The organism is Hymenobacter sp. HD11105 (assembly GCF_054051685.1).
In genome coordinates this window covers 227956-251724 of the sequence record NZ_JBSWBR010000003.1, presented here as the reverse complement: position 1 = coordinate 251724, position 23769 = coordinate 227956, and the positions used below count along the sequence as shown (strand labels likewise).

Here is a 23769-nt window from a genome sequence, read left to right as displayed (position 1 = left end):
TTCGGTTGCTGTTGTCATACCTAATTACGTTTGAGTAAGACCACGTAGCCGACAGATAAAACCCCGAAGGGCTGCGTAGCTACTGAAACTGCTCTATCTTTCGCTTTCCCACCCGTGGTGCCGCACTGGATAAGCCTGCTGTCAGCAGGCCCCGTTCAGGCCGCCTCGTTCTTCTTTTGCCAGTATGAAGCATTTATCCTTCTCCGCGAGCTTTGTGCTTGCTACTTCTCTTTTAAGCTCCTGTCAGATGCAGCAAAAAACCGGTGCGGCCGACGGCTCCGAGCCCGTGTGGAAATCGGAAGCGTACGCTGTGTACCGCGACAGCGTGGTGCAGGGCAAGCACGTAGCCCGCGTGCAGTCGGCTACTTCCCTCACGTCGAATTACCAGAGCCCGGCCAACGCGTTTCAGAGCCCGGAAATCATGTTTAAGTTTAGTATAAATGGCAAGGACAACGAGCTAGCGCCGGGCCAGGACCACCGCTTTGTGGCCGCAGGAGGAGCCGCACCACCAGTCATTACCTTCGGGCAGCGCTACGTTGATGCCGCGCCTGTGCCGGCCAACACTTATTTGGTTCCTAACACTCCGCTGAAAATTCGGTTGGATATGCGGCCCGTGCTGGACGCGTTCAAGCAGCAGGGCTTCTACACCACATTCAAAGGTGAGAAGATTTACAAGGAGGACTTCAAAAAGGTGTTTGTGGCCGGTAACACGGCCCCGCTGAGCTGGGACTTCGACAACCTCGTGAACAAGCCCGAGCTGGAACTGAAAGACCCCGATGGCAACGGTATTTATGAAGCCACGCTCACGCTAAATGCCCCCCAGGCGGCCAAAACCACCGCCGGGCAGTGGGAAAAGTCGATCAAGACCGATGATTTTCCGCAGTACACGTCGGCCTACCCAATTGCCGATGCGCTCTACAACCTGGCGCTGGAAGAAGCGCGCCGGGCCGTGGAGCCAGATAGCACTTTCCGCACGGGTAAGGAGTGGGCCGGCGTCTGGACCCGCGACATCAGCTACAGCATTATCCTGTCGATGGCTACGCTCCAACCCGAAGTAGCCAAGAAAAGCCTCATGCGCAAGGTGTCGAAGGACGGGCGCATTATTCAGGATACGGGCACGGGCGGCGCTTATCCGTGCTCCACCGACCGCATGATTTGGGCCACGGCTGCTTGGGAAATCTACACCGTGACTGGCGACCAGGAGTGGCTGCGCACGGTGTATCCCATCATCAAAAAGTCGATTGACGACGATGTGCAGAACGCGTACAACTCGCAGACGGGCATGGTGCGCGGCGAATCGTCGTTTCTGGATTGGCGTGAGCAAACCTACCCGAAGTGGATGCAGCCGGTGGACATTTATGAGTCGGAGACGCTGGGCACTAACGCGGTGCATTTTCACGCCAATGTCGTGCTGGCGCAGATGGCGCAATTGCTTGGCGAAACGGCCGTGGCTACCAAGCATCAGCAACTGGCCCAGCAGATAAAGCAGGGCATGAACAAGTATCTGTGGCAGGCAGATAAGGGTTATTACGGCCAGTTTCTGTATGGTCGCACGCAAAAAATATTGTCGCCGCGGGCGGAAGCGCTAGGGGAGGCGCTGAGCGTGTTGTTTGGCGTAGCCGATGAGGAGCGTGCCCGCACGATAGTGCAGAAAACGCCCACCACGGCCTTCGGCATCAGCTGCATTTATCCCCAGATTCCCGGCATTCCGCCTTACCACAACAACGGCGTGTGGCCCTTCGTGCAGAGCTACTGGGCGCTGGCCGGGGCCAAAGTCGGCAACGACGCGTCGGTGACCGAGAGCATGGCCGCCATCTACCGACCCGCCGCGCTGTTTCTGACTAACAAGGAAAACTTCGTGGCCGAAAACGGCGACTTTGCCGGCACCCAAATCAACTCCAGCAACATGCTCTGGAGCTTGTCGGGCAGCCTGAGCCTGGTGTACAAGGTCTTGTTTGGAATGGATTTTCAGGCCGATAAGCTCGTGTTTCGGCCCTTCGTGCCGCAAGCGTTTGCCGGCCCGCGCCAGCTAGCAAACTTCAAGTACCGCGGCGCCGTGCTCGATATTGACATGGAAGGCTCCGGCAACGAAATCAAGACCATTACTTTGGATGAAAAGCCCTTGGCTAACGCCACTGTCCCGGCTACGCTCACCGGCCGCCACAAGGTGCGCATCGTGCTCGCCGAAAATGCCCCCCAGACCGCCACGGTAACCCAGGTAGCCAACCGATTCTCCCCCCAAACGCCCGAAGTTACGTTCACCAACAACCGCCTTAGCTGGCCGGCGCAACAGGGCGTAACCACCTACCGCATTCTGAAAAACGGCCAGCAGCTCAGCATCACCAAGGAAACGCAGGTAACGGTAGATGCTACCGCCTACGCCGAGTATCAAATCGTGGCGCTAGATGCGGCGGGTTTCGAGTCGTTTGCCAGCGAGCCGCTGGTCGTGAACGGAGAGAAGTTCAGCCAGCAGGTGCAGCTCGAAACAGTAGCGCCGAAAGCAAGCCAGGCGTATAAAGGTTTCACGGGCGAAGGCTTCGTAGAAATCAACAAGACCACAAACAAGCTCCTGACTATACCCGTGACGGTGCCGGAAGCCGGCCTGTACGCTATTGATTTCCGCTACTCAAATGGCAACGGCCCTATCAACACCGAAAACAAGTGCGCGATTCGCACGCTGCGCCGGGGTCAGCAGCAGCTCGGCACTATCGTGCTGCCCCAGCGCGGGGTAGGCGAGTGGTCGAACTGGGGCTTCTCCAACTCGGTGCTGGTGCGCCTGGAAAAAGGCCCCCAGACGCTAACGCTGGCCTTTGAGCCCGCCAACGAAAACATGAGCGGCGAGGTAAACCAAGCCATGCTGGATTACCTGCGCCTGACGCGGGTTGGTGGTGAGGTAGCGAAATTGTGAAATGGTGAGGCTGTCATTCGACGTGCGCAACAAGAATAGAAAGCTCACCATTTACTAATTCACCATTCACCTCACTATACAGATGAGTTTGGTTCGTCGGTAAATTGTTGGAAATTGCCGAACCTACTTTCCACATCCCTTTTTTGCTCTTATCCTAACTACTTATGATGACTGACCAACTTACCGCACTGCGTGCCGGCGTACTTTACGGCGACGAAATCCAAGCTCTTTTTCGGCACGCGAAGGCCAATGCCTACGCCATGCCGGCCGTAAACGTGACGGGTACCAACACGGTAAACGCGGTGCTGGAAGCGGCCAAGGCGGTGAATTCGCCAGTTATGATTCAGTTTTCCAATGGCGGCGCTCAGTTCTTTGCGGGCAAGTCGGTGCCCAACGGCGACCAGCGCGCCAGCATCGCGGGGGGCATTTCGGGCGCTCAGCACGTGCACCTCATGGCCGAGCTCTACGATGTGCCCGTTGTGCTGCACACCGACCACGCCGCCAAAAAACTCCTTCCCTGGATTGATGGCTTGCTAGAAGCCGGCGAGAAGCATTTCGCGCAGTACGGGCAGCCACTCTACAGCTCCCACATGCTGGATTTGTCGGAGGAGCCAATCGAGGAGAATATCGAAATTTGCAAGCGCTACTTGGAGCGCATGAGCAAAATCGGGATGACCCTGGAAATCGAGCTAGGCGTAACCGGCGGCGAGGAAGACGGTGTCGATAACACTGACGTAGATAGCTCCAAGCTCTACACCCAGCCCGAGGAAGTAGCCTACGCCTATGAGCAGCTGAGCGACATTAGCCCCCGCTTTACCATTGCGGCGGCGTTCGGCAACGTGCATGGTGTGTACAAGCCCGGCAACGTGAAGCTGCAACCTAAGATTCTGCACAACTCGCAGGAGTTTCTGCGCCAGAAGCACAACATCACTGAGTCTTTGCCCATCGACTTCGTCTTCCACGGCGGCTCCGGCTCCAGCCAAGAGGAAATTCGCGAAGCCATCAGCTACGGTGCCATCAAGATGAACATCGACACAGATTTGCAGTGGGCGTTCTGGGAAGGCATTAAGAACAACTACGTGAAGAACGAAGGCTACCTGCAAGGCCAGATCGGCAACCCCGACGGCCCCGACTCGCCCAACAAGAAGCACTACGACCCCCGCGTGTGGTTGCGCAAAGGTGAAGAAACCTTCGTAGCACGTCTAAAGCAGGCGTTTGAAGATTTGAATGCCGTTAATCGTCGTCCTTAGTCTATAGCCATTGACCTTAAACCAAAAAAGGCCCCCAGAAACATTTCTGGGGGCCTTTTTTGGTTTAAAATTTTTATAAAGTCTTCGTAAAGCTGACTCTGATTTTCAGCTGAAAATCGGAAATCACTTTGAAGGTTTCCTTCAGCGTTACCTGCTCTACTTGCGTGAGCGTGCGTGGGTCGAGGTAGTTGGTAGGCGCGGCGCGGTCGTCGATGATTTGGCGAGCTTGCTTTTTGAGGCGCAGGCCCATCAGGTAATAGTAGGCGTGCAGCAACTCCTGGTATTCCTTGTTAGTAAACACATTTTGCTCACAAAGCAGGCCCATCCGCTCGCCGGTATTTGTGGTGAAAATGTGGTGACGCAGTGCATAAACGCGCACTAAGTCCACGATGGGCGTCATGGTTTTCTTGAGGTCAAAGACCTGCTGAGAGCCCTGGGTGAAGGTGCGGATGTTGCGGAAAAACGTCAGGGGCGGCTCGTATTGCAAGGCGTTGTTGGCCATGTAATACAAAAACCGATCGAGCGGGCCCTGCAACTCCGTGCGCAGGTGGTCTTGTAGCTCCGTCACCAAGCTCTCTTCTCCGTAGAGGTAGCGGCAGTCGAAAAAGCTGGAGAATTTCATTACTGTCTCCTGGTTCGACTCCGTCATCCAGGCCGTGTAGTTGCGCTTCCAATGCGAGAGTGAATGCGTCCACTTAGGGTTCATGGCCATCAGGCCGCCTTCGCAAAACGAGAAACCAATGTTATTGAGGCGTTCCGACACGATTCGGGCAAACTCCAGAAAGTACTCGCGTACCGCTTCGCGCTGCTCGTTGGCTTTGTCTTCGTAAATAATGGCGTTATCCTGGTCGGTGAGCAGGGTTTGCTCTTTGCGCCCTTCGCTGCCTAGCACCATAAACGCGAACCTGGCGGGTGGCGGCCCCTGCTCCTGAATCACGCCCTCAATCACCTTCAGCGCAATGGTATCCGACACGCTGGAAATAATCTGGTTCACGATTTCCGGCTTCACGCCTCGATCCAGCAGTTGGTACACCATGTTGGGCACCTGCTCCCAGCGTCGCTTCAACGCAGCTACCGACAGCGTTTGCTTCACGGCCTGAATAAACACAAACGGCGACTGCGCCTGGTCGCTGAGTAACTTATTGCGGCTGATAAAGCCAATATATTCGCCCGCTTTTCGCACTAGCAAATAGCGGGTTTTGGTCCTGAACATCAGCAGCACGGCCTCATATACAAAAGCTTGGTTGTCGATGCTAACTACAGGCGCATCTAGAATGTCAGTTACGGGCTGATGCGCATCGAGCAGGCCAGCCACTACTTTGTCGCGCAGGGTGATGTCGGTTACGTAGCCTATAATGTTGGCTTCTGGCTCCTCGTCCGTTACGAAGTAGCAGCTGGTGCGCGCGGCGGCCATGCGGCGGGCTACTTCATGGATGGGGGTGCTGCCCGCGCAGGCCACAATGTCGCGCAGCTCCACGGTTTCCAGGCGGCGGGAGTAGAGCTGGTCGGAGGCAATGTAATTTTGCCCCCCAACCTTATGATCGGGCCGCAGAAAGTGGGCGTACTCAGGGTTAAGCATCTGCTGCCCATACCGGTGAGTGAAGTACTGGAAAAAGTCTTCGTAGGCCTGGCATAAGGCACGAAAGTCGCGGCGGTGCAGGAAGTAAATCCGCGTGCCCTTGCGCGCAATGACTGTGCGTAACGACCTCTTCTTGTTCAGCAGCACCGATACGCCCCCGTAGCAGGAGCCTGGGGGGCAAATTTCGACCAGGCGCTTGTTCTGCTGGCTATCGTAGAAAAACGTCTCGTACTCGCCCGCCGCCACCAAATCGATGCCTCGTAGCTTCGTTACATCCTGCAGGTAGATAACTGTTTCCTTGGGGTGCGTCACTTCCTCCAGCAGCTCAGCTACTTCCAGCAGCACATCGTCGGGCAGACAATTGAAAGGCGTTACCGTTTTAAGAAACTCCAGGCGGTCGGTCATGTCAGAAGAAAAGTAGCAAGGCGACTAAGGCAGCTAAGGCCAACAATACGATAAAGTGAGTAAGAGAAGGCCGCCAACGCCGCGAAACCGTCTTTCCGGGCTCACCTAAGGGGCGTTGGTCCTTGATAATTTGGTCGTTGATATCACCACTTTTCCACAGCGCAAAAAAGCAGCGGGCCGTAACATACGCATCGGTCAAAGCATCGTGCTCCCGCTCCATGGGGGCATTAAATAGACGTTGGTGCAGCTCATTCAGCCGCAATCCCCGCCTAACCTGACCCACAGGTTGCATAAAGCTAGAGGAGGCAATCATGGTGCAAAACGTCGGCAGCTCGCTCAGCGGATTATCGAGGCCAGCCCGGTAAAAGCCCACGCCCATCATGTGGTAATCGAGCTGCATAAAGTGCCCCACCACCAACGGCTGATACTGCCGTAAGTCTTCGAACAGGCGGTGCATTACCTCGTGCCGGGGCTTGCCTTTTGCACGCAGAAAATCCAGCGTCAGGCCATGAATGGTGGTTGACGCCGGACTCATATCGTAATCGCTGGGCAGAATGTAGTGGTTTTCTGCCTTCACTTCCTGCCCATCACGCGTGTACACCACCCACGCTAGCTGCGCGATATGCGGCCAATTGTCGCGGCTCGAATACGGCTTCGTCCAGTCCTGCGGGATGCCGGAAGTTTCGGTGTCGACAAAAAGCAGAAATTCTCGCACGTCTAATCTGCTTTCAAATGGAGCAGGAGCCTGGGGGCAAATCTACTACTTCCCTGCGTGCAACGACGACTCCCGAATGAACAGCTGTGGTTGCAGTACCACTTGACGCTGGTAAAAAGGCGCACCCTTCGCCTCCATCAGCTCCATAAACATGCGCACGGTAGCCTGGCCCATTTCCTCACACCGCTGGTCCACCGACGTCAGCATAGGTTCGGTGATGGCGGTGAAACCCTCGTTGCTAAAGCCGGCCAGCGCAATATCCTGAGGCACCCGAATGCCGCGGCTTTTTAGCAGCTGCAAGGCTCCTAGAATAGACGAGTCGCCGGCCGCAAAAACACCATCCGGAGGGTTCGGCAGGGCCAAGAGCTGCTTCATGCCCTCCGTGCCTTGCTCCAAGGTCATATCCGAATACACAATTAGCTCTTCATCGAGGGGCAGATTTGAGCTGCGGAGGGCGTCGAGGTAGCCCTGGCGCCGGTTTTTGTAAATGTTCAGGTGCTGAGGACCAGCGAAGTGCGCCACGCGTTGGCAGCCTTGCTCCAGCAGGTGGCGAGTGATTTGGAAGGCGCCTTCCCGGTCGTTGAGTACCACGGCGTTCACATTGTCACCTTCCAGAATCCGGTCGAAAAACACGAGCGGTACCCCTCGCTTCTGTACTTTCTCAAAATGCTTAAAATCGCGGGTATTGCGCGACAACGACACCAGAATGCCCGCTACTTGCGCATTAAGCAGGGTTTCAATGTTCTTGCGCTCGTGCGCTACATCTTCGTTCGATTGACAAATGATAACGCTGAAACCAGCCTTGCGGGCCGCCGTTTCGATGCCGTGTACTACCGACGGGAAAAATCGGCCTTCAATGTAAGGCACAATGACGCCAATGAGCTTGCTTTTGCCCTTGCGCAAAGCCGCCGCCATTTGGTTGGGCTGATAATTGAGCTTTTTAGCCAGCTTCAGTACTTTTTGCTTCGTGGCTGGTCCGATGCTGTAATGGTCGCTAAGGGCGCGTGAGACGGTGGTCATCGAAACCCCCAGCTCCTTCGCCAGATCGGCCATCGATACTGGGCTGTCGGATACTTCCGTCGTCTTTTTCTTGGGTAAGTTCATAAATACGCTTCTGTGACGCGACGGGTAGGTTTCTGCCTACTATTGAATCCGTGCTTGGCGATGTAAGCTAACAGCTAACAACGGATATGCACAATTTTACTTATTTAGCATAAATTACACAATCGTTTATGTAATTCAGCTGCCTCTATGAAAAAACTTCTCTACCTCTGTCTGCTACTAGCAACTGCACCGTGGGCGCAAGCCCAAACACAAGCAAATAAGGAGTTGGTACCGGCCCACGACCCCGTTATGATTCAGCAGGGCGACACATACTATATGTTCTGCACGGGGCCGGGCATTGCCGTATGGTCGTCGAAAAACCGGCAGCAGTGGAAGCCTGAGAAACCCGTGTTTGACAAAGCGCCAGAGTGGGCTGTGAAGGCCGTGCCGGGTTTCAAGAACAATCACATCTGGGCACCCGATATTTCCTTTCAAAATGGCCAATACTACCTGTATTACTCCATTTCGGCCTTCGGCAAGAACACTTCCTGCATCGGAGTAGCCACGAATAAAACCTTGAATCCAGCCTCGCCCGACTATAAATGGGTCGATAAAGGCAAGGTGGTGCAGTCGGTGCCGGGCCGGGATATGTGGAACGCCATCGACCCCAACCTAGCCCGCGACACGGCCGGCAAACCGTGGCTTAGCTTTGGCTCTTTCTGGAACGGAATCAAGCTAGTAAAGCTGCGCGACGACCTGACTGGCGTAGCGGAGCCGGAGCAATGGCGTACCATTGCCAGCCGTCCCCGCAGCGCCGAACTTACCGATTCCATGCCCGGCGACGCGGCAATTGAAGCGCCGTTTATTTTCAAAAAGGGCGATTACTATTACCTATTCACTTCGTTTGATTACTGCTGCCGCGGACCACAAAGCACCTACAAAATGGTGGTTGGTCGGGCTAAAGAACTGATCGGGCCGTACGTAGATAAGGCGGGAGTAGGCTTAGAGCAAGGTGGAGGCACGCTGGTAATGGAGGGCAATAAGGATTGGTTCGGAGTGGGTCATAACTCCGTCTACACTTTTGATAAGCAAGATTTTCTGGTTTTTCACGGCTATGATGCAGCCGACAAAGGCCGCTCAAAGTTGCGGATGGAAAAGCTAGCCTGGGATAAAGACGGGTGGCCTACGCCCGAGAAAAAGTAAGCAACTGACGGCTTTGTAAAGTTAATCCGCAGATGATTTTTTGTGTTCTTTACACAAACGATTGTGAATTATTGTAGATTGAATTCGCTTAGAAAGCGTGATTAGCAATCTGCTTTCCATGATGGTTCAGTTGAACAAGCATAGTAAGCTTTGTTGAGCAATTGCTGAGAAAGGAGCGTCTGGGGGCTTTTTTGTAAAGTCTATTCCAATAAAAAAGCGCTCTTTATATATAAGGGTGCAATTTGTCCAGCTATTTTTTTCTATTTCGTTTTCACGAATAACTACGTAAACCCTTCGTGTGCTGGGGGCATTTATCTTCAGCCGCTTCTAGTTAGAAACCTCTACGCTCATAAAACCATCTTTCGCATGAATCCATTAGTAGCAATTCGCGAGTTTGACCAAAGCATTTGGCTTGACTTTATTCGGCGCAAAATTCTGATTAATGGCGAGTTACAGCGGCGCATCACCGATGAAGCCTTGCGCGGCGTAACTTCCAATCCGGCCATTTTCGAGAAGGCCATTGGCGGCAGCGACGACTACGACGCGGCCATTCGCAGCCTGGCGTTGCAGAACAAGTCGGTAGATGAAATCTACACCGAGCTAGCCGTTGCCGATGTGCAGCATGCTTGCGACTTGTTTAGGCCCGTGTATGAAAGCCACGACAACTCCGGCGACGGGTACGTGAGCTTGGAAGTATCGCCGGCCCTGGTCAACGACACGGAAGGCACGATTGAGGAAGGCATTCGCTTCTGGAAAACCGTGGACCGCCCTAATGTGATGATTAAGGTGCCCGCAACGCTGGAAGGTCTGCCCGCCATTCGCCGCCTCATTGCCGAAGGCATCAACGTCAACGTGACGCTGATCTTTGGTTTGGAGCGCTATAAACTGGTTGCCGAAGCATACATGGCTGGCCTCGAAGACCGCGTAAAAGCTGGGCAGCCGATTGACAAAATCGCTTCTGTAGCCAGCTTCTTCCTCAGCCGCATCGACGTGCTAATTGACCCGATGCTGGAAAAAATCGCGGCCGAAGGTGGCGAGAAAGGCGAGTTGGCGCAGTCGATGGTGGGCGAAGTGGCGCTGGCCAGCGCCAAGCAGGCGTATCAGATCTATAAGGAAATATTTGCCGGTCCGCGTTGGGAGGCGTTGCAAGCCAAGGGTGCTAATACCCAGCGCTTGCTGTGGGCCAGTACCGGCAACAAAAACCCCAAGTACGACGACCTCAAGTATATCACCAACCTTATTGGCCCGCGCACGGTGAACACTGTGCCAGTAGAAACGCTGGATATTTTCCGCGAAAAAGGCCAGCCCGCCGACCATTTGGAAGAAGGCATTGAGCAAGCCCAGGAAGTGCTGCGCCGCCTGCCTGAACTAGGCCTCAATCTGGAGGAATTAACCAACCACCTGGAAGTCGATGGCGCCAAGAAATTCAACGAGCCTTTCGGTAAGCTGATGGAGTCGTTGGAGAAGAAGCGGCAGGAGGCGCAAGCCATTACCGTGACTCCCACCAGCATGCAGCTAGGTGAATCACAAGCGGCGGTTGATGCTAAGATTCAGGAGTTTAACGCCAAGAATTTTACAGAAGGCTTCTGGCAAAAAGAGGCTACGCTTTGGACCCAAGATGCGGAAGCGCAGGAGAGCATTCGCAGCTTTATGGGCTGGCTACGCGTGGCCGAAACCATGGTACAGGCCGTGCCCGAAATCGAGCAGTTTGTGCATGAGGTGAAAGCCGCTGGCTTCAAGCATGTGGTGGTGATGGGCATGGGCGGCAGCACGATGGCGCCTATCGTATTCAAAGAGTCGTTCCCGATGGGCGAAAACGGCTTGCCAATGTCGGTGCTAGATACCACTGATCCCGGCACCGTGCGCCAGATCGAAGAGTCGATTCCGCTCGCCGAAACGCTGTTTATTGTAGCCAGTAAATCGGGCACGACGGCTGAACCGCTGGCTTTCGGTGACTATTTCTATGACCGCGTAAAACAAATCAAAGGTGACAAGGCCGGCGAAAACTTCGTGGCCATTACTGACCCTGGCTCTAAGTTCGTGACCTCGGCTACGGAGCAAGGCTACCGCCGCATTTTCCTGAACTTCCCGGAGGTTGGAGGGCGTTTTTCGGCGCTCACTTACTTCGGATTGGTGCCGGCTGCTTTGTATGGCCTGAGCATCGGCGAATTGCTAACCCGCGCCATCGGAATGATGCGTGCTTGCGGCGCTTATGGCAGCGCGGGGGGACAAAATCCAGGCTTGGAGTTAGGCGTGGCCCTGGGCGTATTGGCCGAGCAAGGCCGCGACAAGCTCACGCTGATCGTGCCCGAGTCGCTGAGCGATCTGGGCTTGTGGCTGGAGCAATTGCTGGCCGAGAGTACGGGCAAGGAAGGCAAAGGCATTCTGCCCGTAGCCGGCGAGCCCCTGCGCGAGCCCAGCCTGTACGGCCACGACCGGGTATTCGTGTACGTGGGCTACCAAAACGAAGCTGACGAGGCCAACCAAAGCAAGCTGCAAACCTTACAGCAAGCCGGCCACCCCGTGATTACCATTCTGATGAATGACGCCCTAGATCTGGGGGCCGAATTCTATCGTTGGGAAGTAGCCACGGCCGTTGCCAGCGCCGTGTTCGGCATCAATCCCTTCGACCAGCCCAACGTGCAGGCCGCCAAAACTGCCACCGACCGCCTAATGAAGGTGGTAGAGCAGGAGGGTAAGATTCCGCAGAAAGAAGAGCCTAAAGTGACCGAAAACGGCGTGTCTTACTACGCGGCCGTGAGTGGCAATGATGCCGCTGAAGTGCTACAAAACTTCTTCGCTCAAGCTAAGCCTGGAGATTTCCTCAATCTGCAAGCTTACCTGACGGAGTCGCCGACGCTGAATGAGAGCCTGCAGCAGCTGCGCAATCAGGTGCAGGAGCAATTGCACTTGGCTACCACTTCGGGCTACGGGCCGCGCTTCCTGCACTCCACGGGGCAGTACCACAAGGGTGGCCCCAACACGGGCTTGTTTGTGCAGTTCACCGCTGATCATCCTCAGGACTTGCCGCTGCCCGGCCGCTCGTACACGTTCGGTACGTTTATGAATGCGCAGGCGCAAGGTGATTTGGAAGCTCTGCAATCATTTGACCGCCGCAACCTGCGCGTGCACCTCGGAGCCAATACTGAACAGGGAATACAAACGATGCTGGCAGCGCTAGCTACCGCACCGCTAAGCGTACAAGAGGCGTAAGGATAAACTCAACAGCCTGCTCACAAGTAGCGAGCAGGCTGTTGAGTTTCTGCGCTTTCATCTTCACTTTTATCAATTATTCGCATGAAAGTACACGTAACAGTTGCGGCAGCTTGCCTAAGCATAGCTGCTTTTTTGCCTTCTTCTGCACAATCGATTGTGAAGCCGGAATTGAATCCGCCCGGGGGCAATCCTATCATCAAAAACAAGTACACCGCCGACCCGGCAGCGCTGGTGTACAAGGATAAAGTGTACATCTACGCGGGTCACGATGAGGCGCCGCCGCGGCAGGAGCGCTACGTGATGAATGAGTGGCTCTGCTTTTCGTCGCCTGATATGGTGAACTGGACCGAGCATTCGGTGCCGCTCTCGGTTAAGGATTTTGCCTGGGCTAAAGGAGACGCATGGGCGTCGCAGGTGGTGGAGCGCGACGGTAAGTTTTACTGGTACGTGGCCGTGGAGCACGGCACCATCAAGGGCAAAGCCATCGGGGTAGCCGTGGCCGACAATCCGCTGGGGCCGTTCAAGGATGCCCGCGGCTCAGCGTTGATTACCAACGACATGACCACCAAAGCCACGATTACTTGGGACGATATTGACCCTACTGTCTGGGTCGATGAGAAAGGGCAGGCCTACTTGTTTTGGGGCAACACGGCCTGCTACTACGCCAAGCTAAAGCCCAACATGACTGAGCTGGATGGTCCTATTCAAACCATAGACTTGCCTAAATTCACCGAGGCCCCCTGGATTCATAAGCGCGGCGACTGGTACTACTTATCCTACGCCTCGGGCTTTCCGGAAAAAATCGTGTACGCCATGAGCCGCAAACTCGAAGGACCTTGGGAGTACAAAGGCATTTTGAACGAAATAGCCGGTAACTCCAACACCAACCACCAGGCTATCATTGACTTCAAAGGCCAATCATACTTCATCTACCACAATGGCGGCCTGCAAAACGACGGTGGCAGTTTCCGTCGCTCCGTGTGCATCGATAACCTGTACTACAACAAAGACGGCACCATCAAGCGCATCGTCATGACAACGGAAGGCGTGAAGCCGGCCAAGGCTAAATAGATAATTTCTACTACAGCCAGCAAAAACCAAAATAACCCGGCGGCCATTGGTCACCGGGTTATTTTGGTTTTTGTACCGCCGATATGCGGTAGAGCTTGGCGCCGTGACGCCGCACGTAGGGGGCAAATTTGCCCGTAAACGTGCTGGCTTCCTTGCCCGACCATAAGTCGCGCACCGTGCAGGCGGAGCTGAAGCCGAGTTGCTGCAAGCTCACCGTTACCTGGGTCGAATCGGGTGGGGTGGGTTTGTAGGGGTTTTGGGTGAATACTAGAAACTGCACCGTGCCGCCCGTGTTCTGCGCGGCGCCGGCGTTGTCGAGACCCACCGTGGCTTTGAAACGGGTGTAGCCAGCGGGCAAGTCGTACTCAATCATGGAGTTGGAGTGTGTGCCGATGCCATCCGCGTACTTTTTGCCCCCCACCATCAGGTCGGCGCCTGATACGCTTTTATTAACGGTGGCTTTGCCCCAACCAGCGGAGGCTTGCTTCCACGGCAGCGTGCTTAGAGCAACGGTTTTGCTGCCGTTAGTCAGCGTGGGCGTTAGCCAGTCGGCGTGGTCCCAGGCAATATCGTCGCCGCCGTTGCGCACGTTCAGGTACAGCTTTTTTGCCCCCCGGATGTCAATATCCACCGTTTTGCTCTGGCCGGGCGTGGCGCGCGTAATCAGGCCACTCGACCAGGCGGCTTCTTTTTCCGAGGCTAGCTCCTGATCTTGGGCGTTGAACAAAGCCAGGAATTTGTCGCCGGTTTTGGGGTCGTCGGCTACCCAGGCTACAAGGTCGTTTTGGCGAAAAAGCTGTCGGTTATTGGTGCTACCGCTATGCACGGCCAGCACGTTCTTGTTGGTTAAAAGGGAAAGCGTAAAGGCGTCATTGCTGGGTAAGTCGCCCCCAAACATCAGCGGGGAGCGAAAAATCGACCACAGCGACATAAGTGTGTATTGCTCGTCCTTGGTGAAGCGCGACATCCGGTCGTCGCCCCGCTCAGCGCGAATTCCGATGCGGCCCAGCGGTAGCATATCAGCATCGGGCCACGCGCCCGGCATACTGTACGGCGCCCAGCGGTTACAAACCTCAAAGTGCTCCTTCAGTTGCTCCCAACTGTCCCAGAAGTCGCCCACCGTGCGCCACATATTGGCGTGCTGCTGCACGTGCTTAGCCTGGGCAATGGGCGTTTCGCCCGGCGAGGTGCTCAGCACAATCCGCCGCCCCGATAAGTCGATGGCCTTACGAATCATCTCCACTTCCGGCGCGTGATAAGGGGAAGAGAGGTCGTCGACCTTCACGAAATCTACGCCCCAGTCCGCGTACATCTTAAATAGGGAGTTATAGTATTCCTGCGCTCCTGGCCGCCCCGCCACTACCGTGTACATATCGCGCAACCACCCCGCCTGACCTTCTTTCGAATAAATATCTGCTGCTGTGGCCTTACTGCCCAGAATCGGCAGCTTGCGGTTCACGGCCACCACGGGCACGCCGCGCATGATGTGAATACCAAACTTCAGCCCCTTACTGTGCATATAGTCGGCTAGCGGCTTAAACCCCTGCCCATTAGCCGCCGAGGGAAACCGATTTACTGCTGGCACAAAGCGCCCATATTGATCGATGTTCCAGTCGGGGTCCTTTTCGTTGTAGCCGTGGGCCGTGTCGTTGCCCACGTACCAGCGGATATCCACCACCACATACTCCCAGCCGCTGGCCTTGAGATATTGGGCCATGTAATCGGCGTTGGCTTTTACCTCGGCTTCGGTCACAGTGGGGCCGTAGCAGTCCCAACTGTTCCAGCCCATTGGTGGCGTAAGGGCCCACTGGTGAAAGTCGGTTCTGGGGGGCGTTTTTTGGGCCTGGGCAGTTGCCGCCAGCACCAAGGCTGGAGCTAGCAGGAGGGTAGCTACTTTCATGGATGCGGGTTTAGTATGCTGGCGGGGAGTAGGAGGTCTGTTCAGAACTAAAAATGGGCTGGAAAAAGAACTGCTCCTTTTCCAACCCATTCTTTCTAATTAATAAAGTCGCTTAACGCTTACCAGGAACGCGCAACACCGTGAAGGAATTTGGCGCTAGTGTATAGCTAATTGTCGAGGATTTTACCGCGAATTTCTCTTCTTTCGGCGCAATGTTCATGGGCTGGTCGATGCTGTTGACTGCCTTTAGATCATTGCTAGCGAGTACAATGGCTTTGCCCGTCTTGCCCATTTTCTTGGCGCCGGCCAGGTTCAGGGTTACAGTGCGGGGCTCGGCCGAGTAGTTTACCATTTTCACGATTACCTCGCCGGCCTTGTCGTCGGCTACGGCGCTGGCAAAGAGGTTGTCCTGGCCGTTTTTGGCGTTGTTGCCCATCTGCACGGGTAGCATGGTCGTGCCGGGGTTGGTGCTGAACATCTTCTGCACGTAGTAGTTGGGCGTGCCATACGCTTTCAGATTGTCAAACCAGATCATGTCGGGCGTCCACTGCCAGGCATCCACGTGGGCAAGTAGGGGAGCATAAGAAGCCATAGTTACCACGTCGGCGTTGCGCTCCAGACCGGTCATAAAGGCGGCTTCAGAAATGGCGCAATCCCAACTGTTTTTGTTGTCGGGGCTGCCAATGGCCACGCTCTGGGCGGCGTACTCACCAGCAAAAATCTTCGGACCCGTGCGGGGGTAGTTGTCGTAGCGACCTACGTTCTCGCGGAACCACTCGGGCTTGGCGTAGTAGTGCTCGTCGATGAGCTCAGCGTTCAGCTCGCGCATACGCTTCGAAGCTTTGTCAAACAATTCGCCTCCCGGCGACGGACCAGCGCTGCTCACAATATTCATGGCCGGATACTTGGCCTTCACGGCTTTGGCAAACGGCTCGTAGCGCTCCAGGTACTGCGGGCCCCACTGCTCGTTGCCGATGCCAATGTACTTCAGGTTGAACGGCGCCGGATGGCCCATAGCTACCCGTTTTGCCCCCCAGGTGCTCGTAGCGGATCCATTAGCAAACTCAATCAAATCGAGCGCATCCTGAATGAAGGTATCCAAGTCCGGCTCATCGTTGGCGTGGTCGTGGGCGGGAGCGCTGGGGCCACCAGCGGCGGTGATGGGAGCCAACTCGGCAGAGTTGAATTGGCACGCCATGCCCACATTTAAAATTGGGAGCGGCTCAGCACCCAGATCTTCTGACAGCTGGAAATACTCATAGAAGCCCAGGCCAAACGACTGATAATAGTCGGGCGTGAAGCGGTGCTTAAACTCCGTGTTCCAGCGGTTGATCAGCGGGGTGCGATTGGCAACGTCGCCAATGGTTTCTTTCCACTGGTAGCGCTCGGCAAGCGTGCGGCCCTCCACGATGCAGCCACCCGGAAAGCGCAGGAAGCCGGGGTTCATGTCTTTCAATAGTTGCACAAGGTCAGTGCGCAGGCCGTTCTCACGGTTTTTCCAGGTGTCCTTCGGATACAAGGAAACTACGTCTAGGTCGACAGTACCCGTGCCCGCCACGGTTATTTTAAGACGAGCCTTGGCAGTCGTAGCCGAGGGTTTGATCACGGCTGTGTACTTTTTCCACTCGCCCGTCAGGCCCGTAATCTGGGCTTGGGCCAGTGTCCGCCCCGAGGCTGGCGCCTCGGGACCTGAGCCTTGCGCACCCGGCTCTTCCAGGATTACGTTGATAGCGCTGATTTCGCCGGGGCCGCGCCGGGCGTACACCGAGAAAGTATACTCAGCACCCTGTTTCACGCCCATGCCCCGAAAGCCTTCGTTCACGAAGCCTGCATCGGGACTGGCCGTAGCCACCGTCATGCGCAGGAAGTTCTTGTTTGTGGGGCTGATGGGCTGCTGACTGGATACCACGTAGGTCGACAGCGCCGAAGCGCCTTTGATACCTTTCCAGCCGATCAGCCGGTCGTCGGTTTCAAACGACTTGTTCTTCACCAACTCCGGGTACAGGCCACCATCAGCGGCGAAGTTGATATCCTCGAAAAACAAGCCGTACATCGTCTTCGCGATGGGGGCGCCGGGCTTGTTTACCTGTACCGTGATGGTATTGGCAGAAGCAGCGTTTTGGGCGGAGGCAGAATTGCCAACTAAGGCCCCAAACAAAGCTAAGCTCGACACAATCGATTGTGCTCGAAAAGAATGAGAAAGTGTGCCCATGAATATGTATTTAGGTGGGAGTAGATAATTAAAGTTAAGAACTAAACTTTGCTCTGTTCAAGCTATTCGATGTAGCTGAAATAAGCTGGTAACGCGTGATTTTGCGGCTCTTTATTCTGCGCTGCGTACGAGAATCTCGCGCTAAAACTGACTTATTGGGACTTCTCGTTTGCGCACCTCACGTACTGTTGAAGTAATATACATAAGCCGGCGCATCTTCCCCTCTTTTTTGCGAGGTTTAATGCCAACTTAGTAGATTTCTGGGGAGGCCTGAACTGTTGAGAAATAAAAAAGCCCCCCAGAATATCTCTGGGGGGCTTTTATAGATTACCAGTAGATCGTGTAGAGCGTGGTGATAAGAACGAACACCACGATGGAGCCGATAGCGAAGCTACGGTTAGTTTTGAACATGCTGCGGTCAACCTCCAGGCCGTTGGTTTTCACGCCACGACTGGTTTCGATAATGCTGATAATTAGCATAGCTATGATGCAGAGGACGAACACAATACCCATGCGGTCGAGGAAAGGAATCTCATACACACCTGCGGCATTTGGTACTGCAAAACCGATAGGAGCCAGGAAAGACAGGTCCATGATATTGGGCAAGAACTTAAGCATTACCGACAACAGGAAGCCACCGATAGTCGCGAAAAGCGCCGCTGTAGAAGTAGTTTTTTTCCAGAAGAAGCCCAAAATAAACATCGCGAAGATGCCCGGCGACACGAAGCCCGTGTACTCCTGAATGTACTGGAAGCCACCTTTCTTATCAATACCGAGGAAAGGCGCGATGAGCACGCCCAGAATCATAGCTACTACTACCGAAATTTTACCCACCGTTACCAGCTGCTTCTCCGAGGCATTCTCGTTGAATACCTTCTTGTACACGTCGAGGGTGAAGATGGTGGCAATACTGTTCGCTTTGCCGGCCAAGGACGCTACTACCGCCGCCGTAAGAGCCGCGAAAGACAAGCCTTTGAGGCCTACGGGCAGAATATTGAGCAGTACCGGATATGCGCGGTCGGGGTTGACTTCGCCATCCTGCATCATCTCGGCGCCAAATACGTCGGCTTTGAAGAGAACATAAGCGGCAATACCTGGCAGTACTACGATTACGGGCATCAGCATTTTCAAGAAAGCCGCGAACAGCAAACCAGCACGGGCGGTAGGTAAATCGGCACCCAGGGCGCGCTGAGTGATGTACTGGTTGCAACCCCAGTAGTTGAGGTTTACAATCCACATGCCGCCGAGCAGTACCGTCAGACCCGGAAGGTCAAGGTAGTTTTCGTTTTCGCGGTTGAAAATCATGTGGAAGTGGTCGTTGGCTTCGTTGGTCATCAGCGTGAAGCCATTCAATACGCCCGTGGTGCCATAATGCTCAGCCACCAGATTCAGGGCCAAATAAGTAGTAGCCAAGCCACCTAGAATCAGGAAGAATACCTGAATTACGTCGGTGTAACCAATTACTTTCATACCACCCAGTGTGATGAAAATAGCGAACACAGCCAGCAGATACATGCACAACGTGAGGTTGAAACCCGAAATACTGCTGATGGCAATGGCCCCCAAGTAAAGAATTGAGGTCAGGTTAACGACTACGTAGAGCATGAGCCAGAAAATAGCCATAATCATGGCCACCGTGCTGTTGTAGCGCTGGCTCAGGAACTGCGGCATCGTGGCAATATTGTTTTTCAGGTATACCGGAATGAAAAACACGGCCACGATAATAAGCGTGATGGACGCCATCCACTCGTAGGTGGCAATGGCCAGACCCATCTTGAAACCCGAGCCCGACATGCCCACAAACTGTTCAGCTGAAATGTTGGAGGCAATCAGCGAGGAGCCAATAGCCCACCACGTTAAGGAGCCTTCAGCGAGAAAGTAATCCTTGGAGTCGCCATCCATTGTGCCATCGTGCGTGTTCTTGCGACGATAAATCCAGATGCCGTAACCGGCGACAATGATGAAATAGACAATGAAAACGATGTAGTCAATCGTTGCGAGCTGATTCATTTGAAAGAAGTGGGCTTGTGGCTGACGGATGTAAAAGATTTGGGAAAGTAGTGAAATTATCTACCGCCATAAGCTACTTCATTGTAGCGCAGCTCATTTTTAAATGTGCGCAACTTGGTATCGTCATCTATCAAAACGTATTCGATACCGGCCATCTCGGCAAAGTCCTCTAAATATTCAGTTGTAAGGTTCTGGCTGTAACCCGTGTGATGAGCCCCACCAGCCAGAATCCAAGCCGCTGCGCCTACCGTCAGGTTGGGTTTTACCTTCCAAAGCACGCGGGCTACGGGCAGCTTGGGCAGGTCCTGCTCGGGCTCCACAGCTTCTACCTCATTCACGATCATGCGGAAACGATTGCCAAGGTCCACTATGGTCGCGTTCAGGGCCGGGCCAGCGGGACAGTTGAACACCAGGCGCACCGGATCGGCTTTGCCGCCGATGCCGAGCGGGTGTACTTCGCAGCGCACTTTGCCAGTGGAAATGGTAGGGCAAATTTCAAGCATGTGGGAGCCGAGCACTTGGTTGTTGTTGGGGGCGAAGTGGTAAGTGTAATCTTCCATAAAAGAATTGCCCCCCGGCAGGCCGGCACCCATCACTTTCATGGCTCGCACCAACGCAGCGGTTTTCCAGTCGCCCTCACCGCCGAAGCCGTAGCCCTCGGCCATGAGGCGCTGGGTAGCAATGCCAGGCAGCTGCGCCATGCCGTGCAAATCTTCGAAGGTATCGGTGAAGCCTTTGGCGCCGGTGTCCTGCAAAAACTTGCGCATGCCGGCCTCAATGCGAGCCGCCTCACGTAATGACTCGCGCTGACTGCCACCGTCGCGGAGCGTATCGGCTAGCTCGTATTCCTGCTCGTACGTAGCAATAAGCTCGTTGACCTGCTCGTCGCTCACGGCGTTGATAACGGCTACCAGATCGCCGATACCGTAGCCGTTCACGGAGTAGCCAAACTTGATTTCAGCTTCTACTTTGTCGCCCTCGGTTACGGCTACGTAGCGCATGTTGTCGCCGAAGCGAATGAATTTTGCCCCCTGCCAGTCGGCCCAGGCGCAGGCTACGCGGGCCCACACGTTCAGGCTTTGGTGCACGGCCGCATCTTCCCAATGGCCAACCACTACTTTGCGATTCAGCCGCATACGGGTGCCAATGAAGCCAAACTCCCGGTCGCCGTGCGCCGATTGGTTGGTGTTCATGAAGTCCATATCGATATCGCCCCACGGAATGTCGCGGTTGAACTGCGTGTGCAGATGGGCCATCGGCTTTTGCAGAATCTTCAGGCCGTTGATCCACATTTTGGCCGGCGAGAAAGTGTGCATCCAAGCAATCAGCCCCACACAGTTTTTGGTGGTGTTGGCTTCCTGCATGAGCTGATAAATCTCATCTGGACCCGTCAGAACAGGTTTGAAGACAATCTTGATGGGCAGCTCTGTATCCAGAGCCGCCGCAATCTGCTGAGAATGCTGCGCGACTTGCTCCAGGGTTTCGGGGCCATACAGGTGTTGGCTGCCAGTGATAAACCAAGCTTCGTAGTGGGAAATGTCAATCATAATAAGGGAGAGAAATGGCAGAAGTTTCTTGTCAAGCAGAGGCGGAGCCGAAGCATTTTGCGTGGTGATGTTGTGGTGCTAATTATCAATTAGATAGGTGGACGCCAATTGAAGCCTGACCGCCTGTTTGAGTTGAATTACCCTGGCAACGACCGCACGCGAGATGCTTCGACAGGCTCAGCATGACGTTCTAATTTTTGTTGGGTGCTTAAGACTGTCCGTAGTATGAATTCACGCCGTGTTTGCGGTCGTAGTGTTTCTGAATCAAGGCGTCTTTCAGGCGCGGCACATCGGGGCGCAGGGTGCAGCTGAGGTAAGCCATGCGGGCTACCTCTTCCAGCACAGCGCTGTTGTAGACAGCTTTTTCCACGGTTTTGCCCCAAGTGAAGGGCGCGTGGTTGCTGAGCAGCACCATTTCCACTTCGGTAGGAGAGAGGCCGCGGCGCTGAAACTCGTTGAGAATCTGCCAGCCGGTTTGGTGTTCGTAGTCGCCGGCAATCATAGCGTCGTCCATAGGTGGCGCGCAGGGAATGTCGGCTGTGAGGTGGTCGGCGTGGGTGGTGCCCAGAATAGGAATATCGAGTTGGGCCTGCGCCCAAGAAGTAGCATAAGTAGAGTGTGTGTGCACAATGCCGCCGATGTGGTCCCAGTGGTTGAAAAGCACAGCATGTGTCTTAGTATCCGACGAGGGGCGCTTAGTGCCTTCTACTACTTTACCCGTCAGACTCATAATCACGATGTCTTCGGGGCGTAGCGTGTCGTAGGGCACGCCGCTGGGCTTGATGGCAAATACGCCCTGCTCCCGATCCACGACACTAGCGTTGCCGAAGGTGAAAAGCACCAGCCCGAGCTTAGGCAGCTGCATATTGGCCTCATAGCAGGCCTGTTTTAGATCCTGGTATTGGCTCATGCGTTGGCAGTGATAATATGTTCAGCGTCTCTGGATTCGGTGGGCTCGGGAGCGTCATCTTTGCCCCCCAGCGTCACGGACTCCACAAATTGACCGAAGGTTTTGTACTCGGCATAGCGGCGCTGATAATCAGCCACGCGCTCCGGATTGGGCTCGTAGGTTTCGGCAAAGCCACTGCCCATTACTCGCTGAGCAGTCAGTACATCGGGATGCACGCCGGCAGCTACGGCCGCATACATGGCCGAGCCCAGGGCTGGAGCCTGCTCGGAGGTAGCAATCTTAATGGGGCGGTCGAGCACGTCGGCTAGCGTTTGCATCACGAACTGCGACTTTTTGGCCACGCCTCCAATGCCAATTACCTGCTTAATCGGAATGCCTTCCTGCTCGAAGCGCTCCACGATTTGCTTGGAGCCGTAGCAAATAGCTTCTACCAGCGCCCGGAGTATCTGCGGCGCACTGGAGCCCATGGTCAGACCCATAATGGCGCCTTTCAGAGCCTGATTAGCATCGGGCGTGCGGCGGCCGTTTACCCAATCCAGAGCCAGCACTGCTGATTCGGTGGGGTCAACTTCGGCGGCGGCTTTCGTCAGCTCAACGAGTAGCTTGTCGCTCATTTCCTGACGCAGAGCTTCCTGCTGCTCGGTTGTCAGAACTGTAGAAGAGCTCAGCAGGGTTTGCATGGGCCACTCAATAATCTGCCGGAACCAAGCCAGCAAATCGCCAAAGGCCGATTGACCGGCTTCCAAGCCCAGCATACCCGGAATTACGGAGCCATCTACCTGTCCGCAAATACCTTGCACCAGCTTGTCGCCGACCTCGGCGGTTGGAGCTACCACAATGTCGCAGGTTGAAGTGCCCATGACTTTCACCATGGAATAGGCCTCAATTTCGCCGGCCACGGCGCCTGCGTGAGCATCAAATGAGCCCACCGCTACTACCGTATTCGTAGTCAAACCCAGGCGTTCGGCCCACTCAGCCGAGAGGTTGCCCGCTGCCTGATCGGCCGTGAACGTATCCTGATACAAGTGCCCACGCAGCAGGGTCAGCTTCGGCTCTAGGTGAATGATAAACTGTTCGAGCGGCAGCCCACCCCAGCTCTCGTGCCACAGGGCTTTATGGCCCGCGGCGCAGCGGCTGCGTTTAAAGTCCGACAAATTGCCCCCCGTGAGCAGGAGTGTCACCCAGTCGCAGTGCTCCATCCAGGAGTAAGCGGCTTTGGCTACGGCCTCGTCTTCACGCACCACATGCATGATCTTGGCCCAAAACCACTCCGAAGAATAAATGCCGCCTTCGTACTTGGTGTAGTCCTCGCCACCCCAGGTGCGGGCTTTGTGGTTAATTTCAGCGGCTTCGGCCAGGGCAGTGTGGTCTTTCCAGAGCACAAACATGGCATTCGGGTTTTCCTCGAAGCCAGGCGTCATAGCCAGGGCGGTGCCGTTCTCATCCACTGCGCAGGGCGTAGAGCCCGTGGTGTCCACGGCAATGCCCACGATCTGCTCGGCGGGCACTTTCTGGGCTACCTGCCGAATGGTAGCCTCCAGACCTTCAATATAATCCAGCGGGTGCTGGCGGAACTGGTTGCGGGCCGGCTTACAGTAGAGCAGCTTTTTCCAGCGGGCATAATAATGCACAGCCTGCGCCACTTCGGCGCCAGTGCGGGCATTTACCAGCAAGGCGCGCACAGAATCGGTGCCATAATCGACTCCGATAACGTAGGCCTCAGTCCCTGGTTCAACGGATATAGACATAATGGTAAATGAGGAATGAAGAATGAGGAGTGAAGAATTGGAGAGGAAGAA

The 23769-nt window shown here is 55.1% G+C and carries 14 protein-coding genes; 5 read left to right on the top strand and 9 right to left on the bottom strand.

The window, feature by feature from the left end; genetic code table 11:
• Positions 1-184: 184 nt before the first annotated feature.
• Positions 185-2908 carry an MGH1-like glycoside hydrolase domain-containing protein gene (locus tag ACW9KT_RS11740; protein WP_457080555.1) on the top strand — a complete coding sequence of 908 codons (2724 nt, stop codon included), beginning with the start codon at positions 185-187 and terminating at the stop codon, positions 2906-2908.
• Positions 2909-3075: 167 nt separating this feature from the next.
• Positions 3076-4158 (top strand): class II fructose-bisphosphate aldolase, encoded by a 1083-nt coding sequence (gene fbaA / locus ACW9KT_RS11735; protein ID WP_457081087.1) that lies wholly within the window; start codon positions 3076-3078, stop codon positions 4156-4158.
• Between the two features lie 73 nt (positions 4159-4231).
• Here fbaA and ACW9KT_RS11730 read toward each other — a convergent pair whose 3' ends face one another.
• Genes ACW9KT_RS11730 through ACW9KT_RS11720 form a run of 3 tightly spaced genes read right to left on the bottom strand, consistent with a single transcriptional unit; the run spans position 4232 to position 7961 of the window.
• Positions 4232-6142, bottom strand: a complete 1911-nt coding sequence (locus tag ACW9KT_RS11730) for a DUF294 nucleotidyltransferase-like domain-containing protein (RefSeq protein WP_457080553.1) — start codon at positions 6140-6142, stop codon at positions 4232-4234.
• Position 6143: 1 nt separating this feature from the next.
• Positions 6144-6857, bottom strand: coding sequence for a 3'-5' exonuclease (locus tag ACW9KT_RS11725; RefSeq protein ID WP_457080551.1), 714 nt, complete (start codon positions 6855-6857; stop codon positions 6144-6146).
• Positions 6858-6902: 45 nt separating this feature from the next.
• Positions 6903-7961: a LacI family DNA-binding transcriptional regulator gene (locus tag ACW9KT_RS11720; protein ID WP_457080549.1), complete on the bottom strand. Its 1059-nt coding sequence runs from the start codon at positions 7959-7961 to the stop codon at positions 6903-6905.
• A 147-nt stretch (positions 7962-8108) separates the two neighbouring features.
• On the opposite strand from ACW9KT_RS11720, the gene ACW9KT_RS11715 reads away from it, so the two are divergent.
• The 3 genes from ACW9KT_RS11715 (at position 8109) to ACW9KT_RS11705 (ending at position 13391) form a co-directional block, all read left to right on the top strand.
• The gene (locus tag ACW9KT_RS11715; RefSeq protein WP_457080547.1) at positions 8109-9104 is read left to right on the top strand and encodes a family 43 glycosylhydrolase; all 996 of its coding nucleotides are present in this window, start codon (positions 8109-8111) and stop codon (positions 9102-9104) included.
• A gap of 366 nt (positions 9105-9470) precedes the next feature.
• Positions 9471-12317 carry a bifunctional transaldolase/phosoglucose isomerase gene (locus ACW9KT_RS11710; RefSeq protein ID WP_457080545.1) on the top strand — a complete coding sequence of 949 codons (2847 nt, stop codon included), beginning with the start codon at positions 9471-9473 and terminating at the stop codon, positions 12315-12317.
• A gap of 84 nt (positions 12318-12401) precedes the next feature.
• Positions 12402-13391, top strand: coding sequence for a glycoside hydrolase family 43 protein (locus tag ACW9KT_RS11705; protein ID WP_457080544.1), 990 nt, complete (start codon positions 12402-12404; stop codon positions 13389-13391).
• A gap of 58 nt (positions 13392-13449) precedes the next feature.
• Here ACW9KT_RS11705 and ACW9KT_RS11700 read toward each other — a convergent pair whose 3' ends face one another.
• The 6 genes from ACW9KT_RS11700 to ACW9KT_RS11675 form a co-directional block, all read right to left on the bottom strand.
• Positions 13450-15291 (bottom strand): NPCBM/NEW2 domain-containing protein, encoded by a 1842-nt coding sequence (locus tag ACW9KT_RS11700; protein ID WP_457080542.1) that lies wholly within the window; start codon positions 15289-15291, stop codon positions 13450-13452.
• A 112-nt stretch (positions 15292-15403) separates the two neighbouring features.
• A complete protein-coding gene (locus ACW9KT_RS11695) occupies positions 15404-17503 on the bottom strand; it encodes an alpha-L-arabinofuranosidase C-terminal domain-containing protein (RefSeq protein WP_457080540.1) in 2100 nt (699 codons plus the stop codon).
• A 327-nt stretch (positions 17504-17830) separates the two neighbouring features.
• Positions 17831-19513 (bottom strand): sodium/sugar symporter, encoded by a 1683-nt coding sequence (locus ACW9KT_RS11690; RefSeq protein ID WP_457080538.1) that lies wholly within the window; start codon positions 19511-19513, stop codon positions 17831-17833.
• A gap of 56 nt (positions 19514-19569) precedes the next feature.
• Entirely contained in the window at positions 19570-21060 is a 1491-nt protein-coding gene (gene araA, locus ACW9KT_RS11685) for an L-arabinose isomerase (RefSeq protein WP_457080536.1), read from the bottom strand.
• Positions 21061-21268: 208 nt separating this feature from the next.
• Positions 21269-21970, bottom strand: a complete 702-nt coding sequence (locus tag ACW9KT_RS11680; RefSeq protein ID WP_457080534.1) for an L-ribulose-5-phosphate 4-epimerase — start codon at positions 21968-21970, stop codon at positions 21269-21271.
• The gene (locus ACW9KT_RS11675) at positions 21967-23718 is read right to left on the bottom strand and encodes a ribulokinase (RefSeq protein ID WP_457080532.1); all 1752 of its coding nucleotides are present in this window, start codon (positions 23716-23718) and stop codon (positions 21967-21969) included. Before ACW9KT_RS11675 ends, ACW9KT_RS11680 begins: the two co-directional genes overlap by 4 nt.
• Positions 23719-23769 lie beyond the last annotated feature (51 nt).